This is a genomic window from Kitasatospora sp. NPDC022785, from assembly GCF_055561295.1.
Genome location: NZ_JBVHHB010000004.1, coordinates 140,969 through 159,644, shown reverse-complemented (window position 1 = coordinate 159,644; position 18,676 = coordinate 140,969). Strand labels below are relative to the sequence as shown.

Genomic DNA, 18,676 nt, shown 5'->3' with positions numbered 1-18,676 from the left:
AACCCCGGTTCGCGCGAGCGGACCGGGGTTCTGTGCGTTGTTCCAGAGTTGGGACAGATTGAGCTCTTTCGATCATGTTGTCCGATTTACTCTGGAACGTATGGCCGAGCACAAGAGGGTTCCGAGCCGCCGCCGCAAGGTCCTGCGCGTGGCCGCCTGCGCGTTCGCCGCGCTCGTCGTCCTCGGGTCCGGGGCGGCCGGCTACGCGTACCTCAAGCTCAACGGCAACATCAAGAGCGTCGACATCAACGCGCGGCTGGGCACCGCCCGCCCGCCGTCCGCCACCGACGGCTCGTTCAACATCCTGGTGCTGGGCTCGGATTCGCGGGCCGGCGGGAACGGCGCGCTGGCCGGCGGCGACACCGGCGACACCGCCCGTTCGGACACCGCGATGGTGGTGCACGTCGACCAGGACCACTCGCGGGCCGAGGTGGTCTCGATACCCCGCGACACCCTGGTCACCCGGCCCGACTGCACCGACAGGAGCGGCAGGAGCGTCCCCGGGGCCAAGCGCGCGATGTACAACAGCGCGTACGAGACCGGTGGCGCCGCGTGTGCGGTCAAGGCCACCGAGGCGCTCACCGGGCTGCGGATGGACCACTACGTGGAGATCGACTTCGCCGGCTTCGCCCGGCTCGTGGACGCGATGGGCGGGGTCACGGTGACCACCACGGTGCCCATCCACGACCAGGACAGCGGGCTGGACCTGGCGGCCGGCGAGCACCACCTCGACGGCAGGCAGGCCCTGGCCTTCGTCCGTACCCGGCACGGCGTCGGCGACGGCAGCGACCTCGGCCGGATCGAGCTGCAGAAGCAGATGGTGAGGTCGCTGCTCCAGCAGGCCGGCGGGATGGGGCTCTTCTCCAACCCGGTCAAGCTCTGGTCGGTCGGCGACACCCTGACCAGCTCCATCACCACCGACTCGGCGCTGGCCTCGGTGAACTCCCTGGTGGGCCTGGCCGAGGAGCTCAAGGGGATCGGCCCGGACCAGCTGTTGATGGTGACCCTGCCGGTCGTGACGGCCCCCGGCGACCCCAACCGGGTGGTCGCGCAGCAGCCGCAGGCGGACGAGCTCTGGGCGGCCCTGAAGGCCGACCAGGCGCTCCCGCAGGGCGTCGTGGCGGCCCAGCCCTCGAACCCCGCCCAGGCCACCCCCACGGCCCCCTCGAAGGCCCCCTCGAAGGCCCCGGCGGCGGGCGGCCCGGCGAACGCGAAGCCCTCACCGAGGGCGACCGCGGCCCGCTGAGCCCGGCCCGGAATATCCCGGATCGCCACCCGGTTTGGGAAGAAGCGGCCGGTCCTGGCAGACTGGTCCGTCGGTCCCGGTTCACGTGCGGCGTCCCAGCCGCCGACCCGGTGCCCTCCCGAACACTAGGAGAACCCCTTGAAGTCCAACGTTCACCCCGAGTACGTGGTCACCCGTGTGACCTGCACCTGCGGCAACGAGTTCACCACCCGCTCGACCGAGACCAGCGGCGAGATCCGCGCCGAGGTCTGCTCGCAGTGCCACCCGTTCTACACCGGCAAGCAGAAGATCCTCGACACCGGTGGCCGCGTCGCCCGCTTCGAGGCCCGCTTCGGCAAGCAGCACAGCGCGAAGGCCTAGCGCTCCCTCGGCGCCGGTTTTCGGTGCCCCCGTACTCGTTCCGGGGGCGCTGGGGACCGGCGCCGTTCGCGTCCCCCGGCGCCCGAGCGCCCCGCGACCCCCATCACCGCAACCCACGGGAAGAAGGCCACCCATGTTCGAGGCAGTCGAAGAGCTCCTCGTCGAGCACGCCGACCTCGAAACGAGGCTGGCCGACCCGTCCGTCCACGCCGACCAGGCCAACGCCCGGAAGCTGGCCAAGCGGTACGCCGAGCTGACCCCGATCACCCGGGTCTACCGGGCGTGGAAGCAGGCCGGCGAGGACATCGAGGCCGCGCGCGAACTCGCCGCCGAGGAGCCGGAGTTCCTCTCCGAGGTGAAGGACTCCGAGGCCCGCCGCGAGGAGCTGACGGAGGAGCTGCGGCTGCTGCTCGTCCCGCGCGACCCGAGCGACGAGAAGGACGTCATCCTGGAGATCAAGGCGGGTGAGGGCGGCGAGGAGTCCGCGCTGTTCGCCGGCGACCTGCTCCGGATGTACCTGCGCTTCGCCGAGCGGATCGGCTGGAAGACCGAGATCATCGACTCCAACGAGTCCGACCTCGGCGGCTACAAGGACGTCTCGGTGGCCGTCAAGACCAAGGGCGCCCGGACGAACCCCGATGGCTCGCCCGCCCAGGGCGTCTGGGCCCGGCTGAAGTACGAGGGCGGCGTGCACCGCGTGCAGCGCGTCCCCGCCACCGAGTCGCAGGGCCGCATCCACACCTCCGCGGCCGGCGTGCTGGTCACCCCCGAGGCGGAGGAGGTCGAGGTCGAGATCGTCGCCAACGACCTGCGGATCGACGTCTACCGCTCGTCCGGCCCCGGCGGCCAGTCGGTCAACACCACCGACTCGGCGGTCCGGATCACCCACCTTCCGACCGGTATCGTGGCGTCCTGCCAGAACGAGAAGAGCCAGCTGCAGAACAAGGAGCAGGCGATGCGCATCCTGCGTTCGCGGCTGCTGGCCGCCGCGCAGGAGGAGGCCGAGCGGGAGGCCTCGGACGCGCGCCGCAGCCAGGTCCGCACCGTGGACCGCTCCGAGCGGATCCGCACGTACAACTACCCCGAGAACCGCATCTCGGACCACCGCACGGGCTTCAAGTCGTACAACCTGGACCAGGTCCTGGACGGCGACCTGAACGCGGTGATCCAGTCCTGCGTGGACGCGGACGCGGCCGCAAAGCTCGCGGCGGCACAGCAGAACTGAGACCGGCGTCCGGGCCCCGGACGCACCAGAGAAGCCGCAGCGCAGAAACAAGAGGTCGTACGTGAACCTGCTGCTCGCCGAGGTGGCCCAGGCCACCCAGCGGTTGGCCGCGGCCGGTGTGCCGTCGCCGCGCTTCGACGCGGAGGAGCTCGCCGCACACGTCCACAACGTCAAGCGCAGCCAGCTGCACACGGTCAAGGACGCCGACTTCGACGCCCGCTACTGGGAGGCCGTCTCCCGCCGCGAGGCGCGCGAGCCGCTCCAGCACATCACCGGCCGGGCGTTCTTCCGCTACCTGGAGCTGGAGGTCGGCCCCGGGGTGTTCGTGCCCCGCCCGGAGACCGAGACGGTCGTCGAATGGGCCATAGACGCCGTCCGCGAGATGGACGTCGCCGAGCCGCTGGTGGTCGACCTCTGCTCCGGCTCCGGCGCCATCGCGCTGGCCCTCGCCCAGGAGCTGCCGCGCTCCACCGTGCACGCCTTCGAGCTGGACGAGGGCGCGCTGCGGTACACCCGGCGCAACATCGAGGCCAGCTCCGACCGGGCCCGGGTCACCCTGCACGCCGGCGACGCCACCAAGGCCTTCGCCGACGACCGCTCCTGGGACGGCCGCTTCGACCTGGTCATCTCCAACCCGCCGTACATCCCGCTCACCGAGTGGGAGTACGTCGCTCCGGAGGCCCGCGACCACGACCCGCAGATGTCGCTGTTCTCCGGCGAGGACGGGCTGGACACCATCCGCGGCATCGAGCGCGTCGCCGCCCGCCTGCTGCGCCCGGGCGGCGCCGTGGTGATCGAGCACGCCGACACCCAGGGCGGCCAGGTGCCGTGGATCTTCAACGAGGAAGGCGGCTGGACGGACACCGCCGACCACCGCGACCTGAACAACCGGCCGCGTTTCACAACAGCCCGAAGGGTCTCGTTGTGACCACTGAACACAGCACGACGGCCCGGAAGGGTCTCGTTGTGACCATTCAGCGCAGCACCACCGCCCGCGGGGCGTCGCTGTGAACGCGCCCGCCCACGTGATGAGCCATCTCGGAAGGGGACCGCACCGATGAGCCGCCGCTACGACTGTGCCGACGCCGGGGACCGCGCCACCGGTCTGCGCGAGGCCGCCTCGGCCATCCGCCGGGGCGAACTCGTCGTGCTCCCCACCGACACCCTGTACGGGGTCGGTGCGGACGCCTTCTCGCCGGAGGCCGTCGCCGCCCTGCTGGCCGCCAAGGGCCGCGGCCGCAACATGCCCTCGCCGGTCCTGGTCGGCTCGCCGACCACCCTGCACGGCCTGGTCACCGACTTCTCCGAGCAGGCCTGGGAGCTCGTCGACGCCTTCTGGCCCGGAGGCCTCACCCTGGTCGCCCGGCACCAGCCCTCGCTGCGCTGGGACCTCGGCGAGACCCGGGGCACCGTCGCCGTCCGGATGCCGCTGCACCCGGTCGCGATCGAGCTGCTGAACGCCACCGGCCCGCTCGCCGTCTCCAGCGCCAACAAGACCGGCGGCCCGTCGCCGTCCACCTGCGACGAGGCCGAGCAGCAGCTCGGCGACGCCATCTCGGTCTACCTGGACGGCGGCACGGCCGACCACGCCACCGCGTCCTCCATCGTCGACGTCACGGGCAAGGTCCCGGTCCTGCTGCGGGCCGGCGCGATCAGCGCCGAGCAGCTGAGGGAGGTCGTCCCCGACCTGGAGGCCGGCAGTTGACGGCCGCCTCCCTCCATGCCGGGCCCGGCATATCGCCGTACCTGAGTGTGGGCCCCAGGCCGTTGGACCACTTCCGGATCCTCTTCGTCTGCACCGGGAACATCTGCCGCTCGCCGATCGCCGAGCGGCTCACCCGGCGTGAGCTGGACACCCGGCTCAGCCCCCGGGTCGCCGGGCGCATCCTCGTGGAGAGCGCCGGCACCTGGGGCCATGTGGGTGCGCCCATGGAGGAGCACGCCGCCACGGTGCTGGACGAGTACGGCGCCGACAGCGGCGGCTTCGCCGGGCGCGAGCTGCTGGACGAGCACGTGGTCGAGGCCGACCTGGTGCTCACCGCCACCCTGGACCACCGCGCCCAGGTGATCTCGATGGGCCACGAGGCCGGGCTGCGGACCTTCACCCTGAAGGAGTTCACCCGCCTCGTCCGGACGATAGACCCGGGCACCCTGCCCGACCCGCGCCGCGGCGCCGACGTCACCGAGCGTGCCCGCGCCCTGGTCCGGGCCGCCGCGGCGCTGCGCGGCTGGCTGCTCGCCGCCAGCCCGGAGTCGGACGAGGTGCACGACCCGTACGGCGCGCCGATCGGCATGTTCCGCAACTGCGGCGAGGAGATATTCCACGCGGTGGACCCGGTGGTCACCGCGCTCACCGGCGTCCCCGCCCGCCGCCCGGTCTGATCGACGGCACCGGCGCGCCCTCCTGCCGCTGTGCCTGATGGGCGGCTCCGGGCGCTGGTCCCGGTGCCGACGGTCGTCGCTCGGATGCCCCTCGTGCCTCGGGTCTCCTCGTTCCTCTCTTTCGGCACCGGCGCGCCCTCCTGCCGCTGTGCCTGATGGGCGGCTCCGGGCGCTGGTCCCGGTGCCGACCTGCCGCCCGGCCGGGTGCACCGGCCCCGCGTCGGCAGGACGGCCGCGATCCCCGGACCTACGCTGGAGAAATCCACCCGATGCGCCCCGGGAGCTCCGCCATGACCGTCACCGATGCCGCGACCGGAACCTCCGAGACGACGGGGCGGCGGTGGGCGTCCGAGGCGCTGCGCCGTGCCGACCCGCAGCTGGCCGACCTGCTGGCCGCCGAGGCCGAGCGGCGGGCCGAGAGCGTCCAGCTACTGGCGGGGGAGAACCTCACCAGCCCCGCCGTGCTGGCCGCCCTCACCGGCCCGCTGATCGACAAGTACGCCGAGGGCTACCCCGGCCGGCGCCACCACACCGGCTGCACGCTGGCGGACGCCGCCGAGCTGCTGGCGATCGACCGGGCCCGCGGACTCTTCGCCGCCCCGCACGCCAACGTCCAGCCCCGGTCGGCCACTTCGGCGATGCTGGCGACGTACGCGGCACTGCTGCGGCCGGGTGACGTGGTGCTGGCGATGTCGCTGGAGCACGGCGGCCACCTCAGCTGCGGCTCGCGCGCCAACTTCTCCGGCCGCTGGTTCGACTTCGTCGGTTACGGGGTGCGCCGGGAGGACGGTCTGATCGACCTCGACGAGGTCCGTGAGCTCGCGCGCAAGCACCGCCCGAAGGCCATCGTGGCCGGCTCCATCTCCTACCCGCGGCACCCGGACTGGGCCGCCTTCCGGGAGATCGCCGACGAGGTGGACGCCTATCTGATCGCCTCCGCCGCGCAGACCACCGGCCTGGTCGCGGCGGGTGTGGCGCCCTCCCCGGTGCCGTACGCCGACGTCACCGTGGCCGCCACCCACAAGCTGCTCCGCGGTCCGCGCGGCGGCCTGCTGCTCTCCACCGCCGCTCTGGCCGAGCGGATCGACCGGGCGGTCTTCCCGTTCAGCCAGGGTGGCGCGGCGATGAACGAAGTGGCCGGCAAGGCCGTCGCGTTCGCCGAGGCGGCCACCCCCGGGTACCGCGCGTACGCCCACCGCACCGTCGCGGGGGCGCGCGTCCTGGCCGCAGGGCTCGCGGCGGCCGGCATGCGCCCACTGACCGGCGGCACCGACACCCACCTGGTCACCGCCGACGTCGGCCCGCTCGGGGTCAGCGGCGCCGAGGCCGAGCGCCGCTGCGCCGTCGCCGGACTGATGCTCGGCAAGTGCGCCCTGCCGTACGACCCGGCGCCGCCCGCCGAGGCGTCCGGGATCCGGCTCGGTACCGGGACCGTCACCTCGCAGGGCATGGGCGAGGCGGAGCTGGCCGAGATCGCCGGCCTGATCGGACGGCTGCTCTCCGAGGGCACGGACGTACGGATCGGTGCCCGGGTCCGGGAGCTCGCGGGGGCCTTCGCCGACCGCCGGTGAGCGGGTATCGCGGTCACCTACCCGGTAGGGCGAACCGCGATGCACGTCCCGGGCGTCCGACTCAATAAGGTGTGTGCCGTGGCGACGCACCTCGATACCCGGGCAGGCACGGGAGTACCTTCGGTACCCACCCGTCGGACAGTGACGCAGGAGGCCAGTGGTGCGTGAGTATCTGCTGGTGCTGTTCTGCACCGCGGCCGTCACCTACCTGCTGACCGGCCCGGTCCGGAAGTTCGCGATCGCGGCCGGCGCGATGCCGCCGGTCCGCGCCCGTGACGTGCACCGCGAGCCCACGCCGAGGCTGGGCGGCATCGCCATGTTCGGCGGACTCTGCGCGGGCATCCTGGTCGCCTCGCAGCTGGACAACCTCTCCAAGGTCTTCTCCCAGGGCACCGACATCCGCGCGCTGCTCTCCGGCGCCGGGATCATGTGGCTGCTCGGCGTGCTCGACGACAAGTGGGGCGTGGACGCCCTGGTCAAGCTGGGCGGCCAGATGATCGCCGCCGGCGTGATGGTCTGGCAGGGGGTCACCGTGATCACCCTGCCGGTGCCAGGCGTCGGCGCGGTCGCGGTCAGTCCCACCCAGGGCATGGTCATCTCGGTCACCCTGGTCGTCGTCATGGTCAACGCGGTGAACTTCATCGACGGCCTGGACGGCCTGGCCGGCGGCATGGTCTGCATCGCCGCGATGGCCTTCTTCCTGTACTCGTACCGGCTCTGGTACGGCTACACGATCTCGGACGCCGCCCCCGCCGTGCTGTTCAGCGTGCTGCTGATCGGCATGTGCCTGGGCTTCCTGGTGCACAACCTGCACCCGGCCCGGATCTTCATGGGCGACTCCGGCTCGATGATGCTCGGCCTGATGCTGGCCGTCGCCGCGATCTCCATCACCGGCCGCGTCGACCCCGACCTCATCACCAGCGAGACCGGTTCGCAGACCGCCACCGTGCACGCCTTGGTGCCGATCTACATCCCGCTGCTGCTGCCGCTGACCGTCATCGCGCTGCCGCTCGCCGACCTGCTGCTCGCCGTGGTCCGCCGCACCTGGGCCGGGCAGTCGCCGTTCGCCGCCGACAAGCGGCACCTGCACCACCGGCTGCTCCAGGTCGGCCACTCGCACAGCCGGGCCGTCCTGATCATGTACTTCTGGGCCGCGCTGATCGCCTTCGGCACCGTCGCCTTCTCGGTCACCAACACCGGCCGCACGGTCGTGCTGACGCTGGCCGGGCTCTGCCTGGTCGGCCTGGTCGTGCTGCTCACCCCGCGGTTCCGCCCGCGGGCCCCGCGCGCGGTGCAGGGCTTCGTCCCGCCGCGCTACCGGCGCCGCAGCCCGGCCCCGAGTGCCGCGGCGGCCGTCGGGAGCGACGCCGTGCCGCCCGCCCCGACCTCGGCGCCGATGGCCGAGCTGTCCGCGAAGGACAAGGAACTGCTCGGCGAACTGCCCAAGGGCTCGTCCGCCGTCGGCGGCAACGGGAACGGGAACGGCAACGGCAACGGTACGAACCGTGGCCGTCAGGTGAACTGACGTATCGTCAAGATGGTTCACCCGCACGGCGGCACTGTTGGGCCATCGGTGTGACAGGTACCACACATTCATGGTAAAGCTCTCATCAAATAGTTTGTGATACCGTTCACGAGTACCGAGAACACGCCGAAAGACCTGACAGGTGGAGGACTTCCGTCCCTGGTCGGTCTCCCTCGACGGGCCCGCCGCGGAGCGGCGAGGCCTGCGGCGCTTCCTCGGTCGGTGTCACCCACCACGTTCTGTGCCCGTCCCCCCGCCACATCGACATGCCGCCGGAGCTGCCGACATGCCGTCCAACGACGCGCGGATCCTCCGCGGCGCCGCGATCCCCACTGCGGTCGCCGGAGTCATCGCCATGGTGATCTCCTATGCCGTCGCGGGCGGCAAGGGAGCGCTCGGCGCCCTGTTCGGAACGCTGCTGGTGATGGCCTTCTTCAGCTTCGGCCAGGTCGCACTCGACCGGCTGACCAGGTCGAACCCGCACATCATGATGGCTGCCGGACTCCTGGTCTACACCACTCAGATCCTGCTGGTCGGTATCGTCCTCGCGGTCTTCAAGAACACCGAGCTCTTCAACCGGCAGGCGTTCGCCTTCACGCTGCTGGGCTGCGCCCTGATCTGGACGGGCTTCCAGGTGCGCGGCGCACTCAAGGCCAAGACCTTCTACGTCGACACCGACGCCTCCGAAAACAAGGCCGACAAGCCTTCCGACTCGGGGCGTCAACAGTGACGAGGCCTGACTGTCCCCCCAACGAGGGGGGCGGTGTTTATGCGGTCCTGACGGGCTGCTATCGTCCGTCGCAACAACGGAGTACGGGAAGCGGCCAGGTCTGTCCGATCGATGGACGGATCGCCCCCCGGACCCGTGCAGTCTTCGATGGTCCCGCTGTGGCGCAGCTACCTGCCGAGCGGGCTCCGCGAGAAACCCATCAAGTTCCAGTGCCGCACCGTGGCCGCAGGCCACGCCGACACACCGAGGTTGCCGTAACCATGCGTCACGACGAAGGAGTCCGTGGTGAGTGCTGATCAGCTCACGTTCCTCGCCTCAGGCAGTTGCCACTTCGGGGACGCTGGCTGCGGCTTCCCGGCCCCGGGCCTGAACGAGTTCCAGTTCGAGCCGATCTTCTCGATCGGCAGCGTCGACTTCAACAAGCCGATGCTGCTGTCGATGATCGTCGCCTTCCTGGTGGTCGTCTTCTTCTGGGCCTCGTTCGCCAAGCCGCGCCTCGTCCCGGGCAAGCTGCAGCTGGTCGGTGAGATCGGCTACGACTTCGTCAAGCGCTCCATCGTGCTGGAGACGATCGGCAAGAAGGGCGAGAAGTACGTCCCGATGCTCGTCTCGATGTTCTTCTTCGTCTGGTTGATGAACATCATGTCGGTCATCCCGTTCGCCCAGTTCCCGGTGACGGCAGCGATCGCGTTCCCGGCCGGCCTCGCGGCCGTCGTCTGGGTCACCTACATGACGCTGACCTTCAAGAAGCACGGCTTCGTCGGCGGTCTGAAGAACCTCTGCTGGCCTTCGGGCATTCCCGGCTGGGTCATGTTCATCCTGGTGCCGATCGAGTTCTTCTCGAACATCTTCGTGCGCCCGTTCACGCTCGCGGTCCGAGCCTTCGCGAACATGTTCGCCGGCCACCTGCTGATCGTGATGTTCTCCATCGCCTCCTGGTACCTGCTCAGCCCGACCCTGGGCGCGCTCTACGGCTCGGCCTCGTTCATCGTCGCCGTCGGCCTGACCGCCTTCGAGCTGCTGGTCCAGTTCCTGCAGGCCTACATCTTCGTGATGCTGGCCAGCAGCTACATCGCCGGTGCCCTCGAAGAGGCGCACTGAGCCAGGGGCCACGGCCCTCCTGAACCACTCCCGGAACGCCCGGTGGCCAATCACCACCGGTACACCATCCCCGCAAAGGACACACTGCAATGAGCATGCTCGCTGAGGTCGGCGTCTACGGTTCCGTCGCTTCGATCGGTTACGGCCTCGCCGCGATCGGCCCCGGCATCGGTGTCGGTCTCATCTTCGGTAACGGCGTGCAGGCCATGGCCCGCCAGCCCGAGGCCGCCGGTCTCATCCGCTCCAACATGTTCATCGGCTTCGCGCTGACCGAGGCGCTCGCCCTCATCGGCATCGTCATGCCGTTCGTCTTCGGCCAGGGCCCCAAGTAATCCCCGCCGTAGACCCTTCGAGGAAGGTCCAGATATGAGCGTCGTGGCTCAGCTTGCGGAGACGGAGGAGATCATGAATCCTCTCCTGCCCGCGTGGCCCGAGATCATCATCGGCCTGCTCTGCTTCTTCATCGTCTTCGGCCTGCTCGGCAAGAAGCTCCTCCCCAGCATCGAGAAGGTGCTGTCGGAGCGCCGGGACGCCATCGAGGGCGGAATGGAGCGGGCCGAGGCCGCTCAGGCCGAGGCTCAGGCCCTGCTTGAGCAGTACCGCGCCGAGCTCGCCGAGGCGCGTCACGAGGCTGCCCGCATCGTCGAGCAGGCTCGCGAGCAGGGCGCTGCCCAGCTCACCGAGATGCGCGAGGAGGGCCAGCGTCAGCGCGAGGCCATCGTCGCCGCCGGCCACGCGCAGATCGAGGCCGACAAGAAGCAGGCGACCGCCGTCCTGCGCCAGGACGTGGGTTCGCTCGCTTCGCAGCTGGCCTCCCGCATCGTGGGTGAGTCCCTCGAGGACCACGCGCGGCAGAGCGGCGTCATCGACCGCTTCCTGGACGAGCTGGAGGCCAAGGCCGCCGTTGCTCAGGGTGCGGCCAAGTGATCGGCGCAAGCCGCGAGGCCCTCGCCGCCGGGCGGCAGAACCTCGAAGGCCTGACCGACTCCACCTCGGTGGATGCGGCCAAGCTCGCCGAGGAGCTCACCGCCGTCACGGTCCTGCTGGACCGTGAGGTGTCGCTGCGCCGCGTCCTGACCGACCCGTCCCGGTCGGGCCAGGACAAGGCCCAGCTGGTCTCCTCGCTGCTGACCGGTCAGGTCTCCGGCGAGACCCTCGACCTGGTCTCCGGCCTGGTCCGCTCCCGCTGGTCGGGTGCGCGTGACCTGGTCGACGCCGTCGAGGAGCTGGCCGCGTACGCCGAGGTCATCGCGGCCGAGAAGGCCGGTGTCCTGGACGACGTCGAGGACGAGCTGTTCCGGTTCGGCCGGGTGGTGAGCGGCTCGAACGAGCTGCGCTCCGCGCTGACCGAGCCGAAGGCCGGTGCCGCCCCCAAGGCGGCGCTGATCAAGAAGCTGCTCGGCGGCCGCGCCAACGCCGGCACCGTCCGGCTGGTCACCGCCCTGGTGAACGCTCCGCGTGGCCGTAGCCTTGAGCAGGGCCTCGAGTCCTACTCGAAGCTCGCCGCCGCCCGGCGCGGGCGCGTGGTGGCCCTGGTCACCACCGCGGTGCCGCTGTCGGACGGCCAGAAGGAGCGCCTGTCGGGCGCCCTGGGCCGGCTCTACGGCCGCCAGGTGCACCTGAACATCGACGTCGACCCCGAGGTCGTCGGCGGTGTCCGGGTCCAGATCGGCGACGAGATCATCGACGGCACCGTGTCGAGCCGCCTCGAAGGCGCTCGCCAGTCGCTCGAAGGCTGAGTACCGAAGCACATCCGACCCTCGGTCGGGAACCGGCTCCACCGGAGCCGGCAAATCGTACGGCCGGTTCGAGAGACCCGGCCGAGAGTCGAATACTTGCGGCCCTCAATGGCGGGCCGAGGATCGCAAACTAGGAGAGCAGGGAAGCCTGATGGCGGAGCTTACGATCCGTCCGGAGGAAATCCGGGACGCGCTGGCCGACTTTGTCCAGTCGTACCAGCCGGACGCCGCCTCGCGTGAAGAGGTCGGCACGGTCACTGACGCGGCGGACGGTATCGCGCATGTCGAGGGCCTGCCCTCGGTCATGGCGAACGAGCTGCTGAAGTTCGAGGACGGCACGCTCGGCCTCGCGCTGAACCTCGACACCCGCGAGATCGGTGTCGTCATCCTCGGTGAGTTCAGCGGCATCGAGGAGGGCCAGACGGTGCGCCGCACCGGCGAGGTCCTCTCCGTGCCGGTCGGCGACGGCTACCTCGGCCGCGTCGTGGACCCGCTGGGCAACCCGATCGACGGTCTGGGCGACATCGCCTCCACCGGCCGCCGCGCCCTGGAGCTGCAGGCCCCCGGCGTCATGGCCCGCAAGTCGGTCAAGCAGCCGCTGCAGACCGGCATCAAGGCCATCGACGCGATGACCCCGATCGGCCGCGGCCAGCGCCAGCTGATCATCGGTGACCGCCAGACCGGCAAGACCGCGGTGGCCGTCGACACGATCATCAACCAGCGTGACAACTGGCGCTCGGGCGACCCGGAGAAGCAGGTCCGCTGCATCTACGTCGCCGTGGGCCAGAAGGGCTCCACCATCGCGTCCGTCCGTGGCGCCCTGGAGGAGGCCGGCGCGCTGGAGTACACCACCATCGTGGCTGCTCCCGCCTCCGACCCGGCCGGCTTCAAGTACCTCGCCCCGTACACCGGCTCGGCCATCGGCCAGGAGTGGATGTACGAAGGCAAGCACGTCCTGATCATCTTCGACGACCTGTCGAAGCAGGCCGAGGCCTACCGCTCCGTCTCCCTGCTGCTGCGCCGCCCGCCGGGCCGCGAGGCCTACCCGGGTGACGTGTTCTACCTGCACTCCCGTCTGCTGGAGCGCTGCGCCAAGCTGAACGACGCCCTGGGCGGCGGCTCGATGACCGGCCTGCCGATCATCGAGACCAAGGCCAACGACGTCTCGGCGTACATCCCGACCAACGTCATCTCCATCACCGACGGCCAGTGCTTCCTGGAGTCCGACCTGTTCAACGCCGGCATCCGCCCGGCCGTGAACGTCGGTATCTCGGTCTCCCGCGTCGGTGGCTCCGCCCAGATCAAGGCCATGCGCTCGGTCGCCGGCCGTCTGCGCCTGGACCTCGCCCAGTACCGTGAGCTGGAGGCGTTCGCCGCCTTCGGTTCCGACCTGGACGCGGCCTCCAAGGCCCAGCTGGAGCGCGGTGCGCGCATGGTCGAGCTGCTGAAGCAGGGCCAGTACCAGCCGTTCCCGGTCGAGGAGCAGGTCGTCTCCATCTGGGCCGGCACCACCGGCAAGCTGGACGACGTCCCGGTGGCGGACATCCGCCGCTTCGAGCGTGAGTTCCTGGACCACGTGCGCCTGCAGCACAAGGACCTGCTGGCCGGCATCGTCGAGACCGGTCTGCTCGCCGACGGCACCGTCGACGCGCTGACCACCGCGATCGACGCCTTCAAGCAGGGCTTCACCACCGCCGACGGCAAGCTGCTCGGCGAGCAGGCCTGAGTCCGGTAGCGAGGGAAAGGACGTAACGACCCATGGGAGCACAGCTTCGGGTCTACAAGCGCCGGATCCGCTCTGTCACCGCGACGAAGAAGATCACCAAGGCGATGGAGATGATCTCCGCGTCGCGCATCGTCAAGGCGCAGCGCGCGGTGGCCGCCTCCACTCCGTACGCCGATGAGCTCACCCGGGCGGTGACGGCGGTGGCCACCCGGTCCAACGCCAAGCACCCGCTCACCACCGAGAACCCGGACGCCACCCGGGCCGCCGTCCTGCTGATCACGGCGGACCGTGGTCTGGCGGGCGGTTACTCGACCAACGCCATCAAGGCGGCGCTCACGCTCTCCGAGCGGCTCCGCGGCGAGGGCAAGGACGTGGTGACGTACATCGTCGGCCGCAAGGGCGTCTCGTACTACGGCTTCCGCGACTTCTCGGTCGCGGGCTCGTGGACGGGATTCTCGGACAAGCCGACCTACGGCGACGCCAAGGCCGTGGCGGCCGACCTGATCGAGGCCTTCACGGCCGAGACGGGCGGCGTGGACGAGCTCCACCTCGTCTCGACCGAGTTCGTGTCGATGCTGACGCAGAACGCGGTGGACGCCCGGCTGCTGCCGCTGAAGCTGGACGAGGTCCAGCTCAGCGACCAGACGCCGGCCAAGGCGGAGATCTTCCCGCTGTACGACTTCGAGCCGTCGGCGGAGGGCGTCCTCGACGCGCTGCTGCCGCGGTACGTCGAGAGCCGGATCTACAACGCGATGCTGCAGTCGGCCGCCTCCGAGCACGCCGCTCGTCGGCGTGCGATGAAGAGCGCGACGGACAATGCCGGCGAGCTCATCAAGTCGCTCACGCGGCTTGCCAACTCGGCCCGTCAGGCCGAGATCACCCAGGAAATCAGCGAGATCGTCGGCGGTGCCAACGCCCTCGCCGACGCTAGCCGCGGGAGCGAATGAGAATGACCACCACTGTTGAGCCGACCACGGCGACGGGCCGCGTCGCGCGGGTCATCGGCCCGGTCGTCGACGTGGAGTTCCCCGTCGACGCGATTCCGGACATGTACAACGCCCTGCACGTCGAGGTGGACAACCCCGACGGCTCGGGCAAGAAGACCCTGACCCTCGAGGTCGCCCAGCACCTCGGCGACGGCATGGTCCGCGGCATCTCGATGCAGCCGACCGACGGCCTGGTCCGTGGCACGCAGGTCAGCGACACCGGCGCGGCCATCTCCGTCCCGGTCGGCCAGATCACCAAGGGCAAGGTCTTCAACGCCCTCGGTGACGTGCTGAACGTCGACAAGGACGAGTTCGAGTCGCAGGTCAAGGTCCGGTGGCCGATCCACCGCAAGGCCCCGGAGTTCAAGGACCTCGAGTCCAAGACCGAGATGTTCGAGACCGGCATCAAGGTCATCGACCTGCTCACCCCGTACGTCACGGGTGGCAAGATCGGTCTGTTCGGTGGTGCCGGTGTCGGCAAGACCGTTCTGATCCAGGAGATGATCTACCGCGTCGCCGAGAACTTCGGTGGTGTGTCGGTGTTCGCCGGCGTCGGCGAGCGCACCCGTGAGGGCAACGACCTCATCGACGAGATGGTCGACTCGGGCGTTCTGGACAAGACCGCGCTGGTCTTCGGCCAGATGGACGAGCCGCCGGGCACCCGTCTGCGCGTCGCGCTCTCCGCGCTGACCATGGCGGAGTACTTCCGTGACGTCGAGAAGCAGGACGTGCTCCTCTTCATCGACAACATCTTCCGGTTCACCCAGGCCGGTTCCGAGGTGTCGACCCTGCTCGGCCGTATGCCCTCCGCGGTGGGTTACCAGCCGAACCTGGCCGACGAGATGGGCCTCCTGCAGGAGCGCATCACCTCGACCCGCGGTCACTCGATCACCTCGATGCAGGCGATCTACGTCCCCGCGGACGACCTGACCGACCCGGCCCCGGCCACCACCTTCGCCCACCTGGACGCGACGACCGTTCTGTCGCGCCCGATCTCGGAGAAGGGCATCTACCCGGCCGTCGACCCGCTGGACTCCACGTCCCGCATCCTCGACCCGCGGTACATCGCGCAGACCCACTACGACACGGCCATCCGTATCAAGGGGATCCTGCAGAAGTACAAGGACCTCCAGGACATCATCGCGATCCTCGGTATCGACGAGCTGTCCGAGGAGGACAAGGTCACGGTCCACCGTGCCCGTCGCATCGAGCGCTTCCTCTCGCAGAACACCTACGTGGCGAAGCAGTTCACCGGTGTCGAGGGTTCGACCGTGCCGCTGTCCGAGACGATCGAGGCCTTCAACTCGATCGCGGACGGCAAGTACGACGCCGTTCCGGAGCAGGCCTTCTTCATGTGCGGTGGCATCGAGGACCTCGAGAAGAACGCCGCCGAGCTGGCGAAGAAGTAATCGCGGCCGGTAGCAGCTGAGTGACCGTGAGGGGTGGGCCCCAGCCCTGGGACCCACCCCTCGCGTCGCATCGGCTGTGATTCCGGTCAAATCCGTGCCGCCGGTTTCATGCCGGGGGCGCGGGCCCGTTATTCTTACCGAAACTCCCGAGTAATCGGGGGTTGCATGAGCCTAGGAGCCCACGTTGGCTGAGCTGCACGTCGAGCTGGTCGCAGCCGACCGCAAGGTGTGGTCCGGTGCGGCCACCATCGTCGTCGCCCGTACGGCCTCCGGTGACACCGGCATCATGCCGGGCCACACCCCGGTGCTGAGCGTGCTGGAGACCGGTCCGGTCACCATCCGCACGGTGGACGGCGGCACCGTGATCGCCGCTGTGCACGGAGGTTTCATCTCCTTCGCCGACAACAAGCTGTCTCTGCTCGCGGAGATCGCCGAGCTGGCGGACGAGATCGACGTCGCACGTGCCGAGCGTGCACTGGAGAAGGCGCAGTCGGACCTGGACGAGCACGCCGAGCGACGCGCCGAGGTGCGTCTGTTCGCGGCGCGCGGTCTCAAGGCCCACGCCTGAGTGCGCCAGACCCTCTAGCGGGGTCGACCGACGGTCCCGGGGACGCGTGAGCGTGACCCCGGGACTGTCGTCTCAGTTGGTAGGTCAACGCGGTCGCCTGATACGACCGACACGGGGAACGCGGGTAGCGAGGAGGTAGGTGAGCATGGTCCTCGCCCTTGTGGTGTGCGCGGCGGTCGTGGCCTCGGGTGTGATCGGCCTGGTCGCGTTCGCGGTACGACGCCGGGTGATCCAGCGGGTCGGCGGCACGTTCGACTGCAGCTACCGGCTCAAAATGCCCGCCGACGCCTCGACGCAGCCCGACCTCGACGAGAACGGCAAACCCACCTCGGCCCCGGTCCCCCAGACCGACGGCAAGGGGTGGGTTTTTGGTATCGGCCGCTACAGCGGTGACTCGATCGAGTGGTTCCGGGTTTTCTCGTACGCCCCGCGCCCGCGCAAGGTGCTGCCCCGCCGGGAGATCGAGGTGCTCGGCCGGCGCTACCCCGAGGGCCAGGAGGAGCTGGCGCTGCTCTCCGGCTCGGTCGTCCTGCGGTGCCTGCACAACGGCGCCCCGCTGGAGCTGGCGATGAGCGAGGACGCGCTCACCGGCTTCCTCGCCTGGCTCGAGGCCGCACCCCCCGGGCAGAGGGTCAACGTCGCGTAGCGACGAGACCCTCGGGGCGGGGGTACCTCCCGGCCGGAGGCTGGGGTGGGGGCACCTCCCGGCCGGAGGCTGGGGGAGGGTTAACGCCGCCTAACCGCTTGGCTACTCTTGGCCCCATGGTCAATCTGACGCGCATCTACACCCGTACCGGCGACGACGGCACCACCGCGCTCGGTGACATGAGCCGTACCACCAAGACCGATCCGCGCCTGGTCGCGTACGCCGACACCAACGAGGCGAACGCCGCGATCGGTGTGGCGATCGCCGCCGGCGGGCTGACGGAGGACGTCGCCGCCGTCCTCACCCGGGTGCAGAACGACCTCTTCGACGTGGGCGCCGACCTGGCCACCCCGGTGGTGGAGGACCCGAAGTACCCGCCGCTGCGGGTGCTGCAGTCCTACATCGACAAGCTGGAGGAGGACTGCGACCACTACCTGGAGTCGCTGGAGAAGCTGCGCAGCTTCATCCTCCCCGGGGGCACCGCGGGCGCCGCCTACCTGCACCTGGCCTGCACGGTGGTGCGCCGGGCCGAGCGGGCCACCTGGGCCGCCATCGAGGAGCACGGGGAGAGCGTCAACCCGCTGACCGCCAAGTACCTCAACCGGCTCTCCGACCTGCTGTTCATCCTGGCCCGGACGGCCAACAAGGAGCAGGGCGACGTGCTCTGGGTACCGGGCGAGAACCGCTGATCTCCCCTGCGGGGGCTACTGCCGCCGGGGCCTACTGCTGCTGCGGGATCTTCCAGCCGACCACGTGGCCGTCCTCGACGATCGCGTCGGCCGGGGCCTCCTTGGGCCACCGCGAGTAGCAGGCGGCCACGATCACGTTGATCACGGCGGCCAGGCCCAGCCGGATGTACCAGCCGATGAAGGCGGAGAAGTGCGCGGCACCGGCCGAGAGCGGCACCAGGGCGGTGATCAGGCCCAGCGTGATGGCGGCCGAGACCACGGTGCGGCCGCAGATCTGCCACTCGTGGCGGGTCCGCTCGGGGCCGTACTTGGGGGAGGGCTTCGGCTTGGGGCCGCCGGCGAAGCGGTGCTGGAAGTGCCGGTCGGCCCAGCGGACCAGCGAGGGCCCGTACCCGATGGAGAAGCCCGCGTAGCCCGCGGCCAGCGCGTGCGTCCAGCTCGCGGCGGCGCCGCCGCGCAGGTCGAGGACGGTGAGGACGAACAGCGTGAGGTCCACCACCGGCAGGCCGACCAGCAGCACGGTGCTCGTCCTGCGCCACCGCAGGAGGTAGCGGGTGGCCAGGCCGAGCCCGAGGAGGATCCAGAAGGCGACCTCGGCGGCGAGGATGAGGGTGACGATCATGGTGGGCTCCGCGGCTCTCGGTGACGCTGCCAGCCTTTCCGACGCGGGTGCGCGTGTCGTCGTCGCCGGAGCCGAGCCCGGTCTGCACCTTTCGATGTACGGCGGCTCCTCCCCGGACCGGAGCCGCCCACCCGGCCGGAGATGATCTGAT

The 18,676-nt window shown here is 70.1% G+C and carries 20 protein-coding genes; 19 read left to right on the top strand and 1 reads right to left on the bottom strand.

Annotated features, from left to right (window positions below; translation table 11 throughout):
* The first annotated feature begins 100 nt into the window (after nt 1-100).
* The 19 genes from ACZ3YO_RS08535 to ACZ3YO_RS08445 all read left to right on the top strand — a co-directional run bounded on the left by ACZ3YO_RS08535 (nt 101) and on the right by ACZ3YO_RS08445 (nt 17,903).
* A complete protein-coding gene (locus ACZ3YO_RS08535) occupies nt 101-1,246 on the top strand; it encodes an LCP family protein (protein ID WP_465566548.1) in 1,146 nt (381 codons plus the stop codon).
* A gap of 138 nt (nt 1,247-1,384) precedes the next feature.
* Complete coding sequence (gene rpmE / locus ACZ3YO_RS08530) at nt 1,385-1,606, top strand: 50S ribosomal protein L31 (RefSeq protein WP_238865266.1); 222 nt, start codon at nt 1,385-1,387, stop codon at nt 1,604-1,606.
* 133 nt (nt 1,607-1,739) lie between these two features.
* Entirely contained in the window at nt 1,740-2,831 is a 1,092-nt protein-coding gene (gene prfA, locus ACZ3YO_RS08525; protein ID WP_465566545.1) for a peptide chain release factor 1, read from the top strand.
* A gap of 61 nt (nt 2,832-2,892) precedes the next feature.
* Entirely contained in the window at nt 2,893-3,759 is an 867-nt protein-coding gene (prmC, locus tag ACZ3YO_RS08520) for a peptide chain release factor N(5)-glutamine methyltransferase (RefSeq protein ID WP_465566542.1), read from the top strand.
* 129 nt (nt 3,760-3,888) lie between these two features.
* Nucleotides 3,889-4,536: an L-threonylcarbamoyladenylate synthase gene (locus ACZ3YO_RS08515; protein WP_396320833.1), complete on the top strand. Its 648-nt coding sequence runs from the start codon at nt 3,889-3,891 to the stop codon at nt 4,534-4,536.
* A 29-nt stretch (nt 4,537-4,565) separates the two neighbouring features.
* Nucleotides 4,566-5,213, top strand: coding sequence for an arsenate reductase/protein-tyrosine-phosphatase family protein (locus ACZ3YO_RS08510; RefSeq protein ID WP_396320960.1), 648 nt, complete (start codon nt 4,566-4,568; stop codon nt 5,211-5,213).
* Nucleotides 5,214-5,503: 290 nt separating this feature from the next.
* On the top strand, nt 5,504-6,784 hold the full coding sequence (locus ACZ3YO_RS08505; RefSeq protein ID WP_465566538.1) for a serine hydroxymethyltransferase: 1,281 nt from the start codon (nt 5,504-5,506) through the stop codon (nt 6,782-6,784).
* A gap of 160 nt (nt 6,785-6,944) precedes the next feature.
* Nucleotides 6,945-8,309, top strand: a complete 1,365-nt coding sequence (locus ACZ3YO_RS08500) for an MraY family glycosyltransferase (protein WP_465566535.1) — start codon at nt 6,945-6,947, stop codon at nt 8,307-8,309.
* A gap of 286 nt (nt 8,310-8,595) precedes the next feature.
* The gene (locus tag ACZ3YO_RS08495) at nt 8,596-9,039 is read left to right on the top strand and encodes a hypothetical protein (RefSeq protein ID WP_465566532.1); all 444 of its coding nucleotides are present in this window, start codon (nt 8,596-8,598) and stop codon (nt 9,037-9,039) included.
* A gap of 285 nt (nt 9,040-9,324) precedes the next feature.
* Nucleotides 9,325-10,140: a F0F1 ATP synthase subunit A gene (gene atpB / locus ACZ3YO_RS08490; protein ID WP_396320837.1), complete on the top strand. Its 816-nt coding sequence runs from the start codon at nt 9,325-9,327 to the stop codon at nt 10,138-10,140.
* A gap of 89 nt (nt 10,141-10,229) precedes the next feature.
* Entirely contained in the window at nt 10,230-10,472 is a 243-nt protein-coding gene (gene atpE / locus ACZ3YO_RS08485) for an ATP synthase F0 subunit C (RefSeq protein ID WP_030302757.1), read from the top strand.
* A gap of 34 nt (nt 10,473-10,506) precedes the next feature.
* Nucleotides 10,507-11,067, top strand: a complete 561-nt coding sequence (locus ACZ3YO_RS08480) for a F0F1 ATP synthase subunit B (protein WP_465566528.1) — start codon at nt 10,507-10,509, stop codon at nt 11,065-11,067.
* Nucleotides 11,064-11,879 carry a F0F1 ATP synthase subunit delta gene (locus ACZ3YO_RS08475; protein ID WP_465546440.1) on the top strand — a complete coding sequence of 272 codons (816 nt, stop codon included), beginning with the start codon at nt 11,064-11,066 and terminating at the stop codon, nt 11,877-11,879. Before ACZ3YO_RS08480 ends, ACZ3YO_RS08475 begins: the two co-directional genes overlap by 4 nt.
* A 151-nt stretch (nt 11,880-12,030) precedes the next feature.
* Entirely contained in the window at nt 12,031-13,605 is a 1,575-nt protein-coding gene (gene atpA, locus ACZ3YO_RS08470) for a F0F1 ATP synthase subunit alpha (RefSeq protein ID WP_465546442.1), read from the top strand.
* A gap of 32 nt (nt 13,606-13,637) precedes the next feature.
* Nucleotides 13,638-14,552: a F0F1 ATP synthase subunit gamma gene (locus tag ACZ3YO_RS08465; RefSeq protein WP_396320843.1), complete on the top strand. Its 915-nt coding sequence runs from the start codon at nt 13,638-13,640 to the stop codon at nt 14,550-14,552.
* A 2-nt stretch (nt 14,553-14,554) separates the two neighbouring features.
* Nucleotides 14,555-16,000 carry a F0F1 ATP synthase subunit beta gene (atpD, locus tag ACZ3YO_RS08460; RefSeq protein ID WP_396320844.1) on the top strand — a complete coding sequence of 482 codons (1,446 nt, stop codon included), beginning with the start codon at nt 14,555-14,557 and terminating at the stop codon, nt 15,998-16,000.
* 184 nt (nt 16,001-16,184) lie between these two features.
* Entirely contained in the window at nt 16,185-16,568 is a 384-nt protein-coding gene (locus ACZ3YO_RS08455) for a F0F1 ATP synthase subunit epsilon (RefSeq protein WP_148642910.1), read from the top strand.
* Between the two features lie 145 nt (nt 16,569-16,713).
* Complete coding sequence (locus ACZ3YO_RS08450) at nt 16,714-17,214, top strand: DUF2550 domain-containing protein (RefSeq protein ID WP_396320845.1); 501 nt, start codon at nt 16,714-16,716, stop codon at nt 17,212-17,214.
* Between the two features lie 116 nt (nt 17,215-17,330).
* Nucleotides 17,331-17,903 carry a cob(I)yrinic acid a,c-diamide adenosyltransferase gene (locus ACZ3YO_RS08445; RefSeq protein WP_465546447.1) on the top strand — a complete coding sequence of 191 codons (573 nt, stop codon included), beginning with the start codon at nt 17,331-17,333 and terminating at the stop codon, nt 17,901-17,903.
* 31 nt (nt 17,904-17,934) lie between these two features.
* Here the strand turns inward: ACZ3YO_RS08445 and ACZ3YO_RS08440 are convergent, their stop codons facing one another.
* Nucleotides 17,935-18,525 carry a hypothetical protein gene (locus tag ACZ3YO_RS08440; RefSeq protein WP_465566521.1) on the bottom strand — a complete coding sequence of 197 codons (591 nt, stop codon included), beginning with the start codon at nt 18,523-18,525 and terminating at the stop codon, nt 17,935-17,937.
* Nucleotides 18,526-18,676 lie beyond the last annotated feature (151 nt).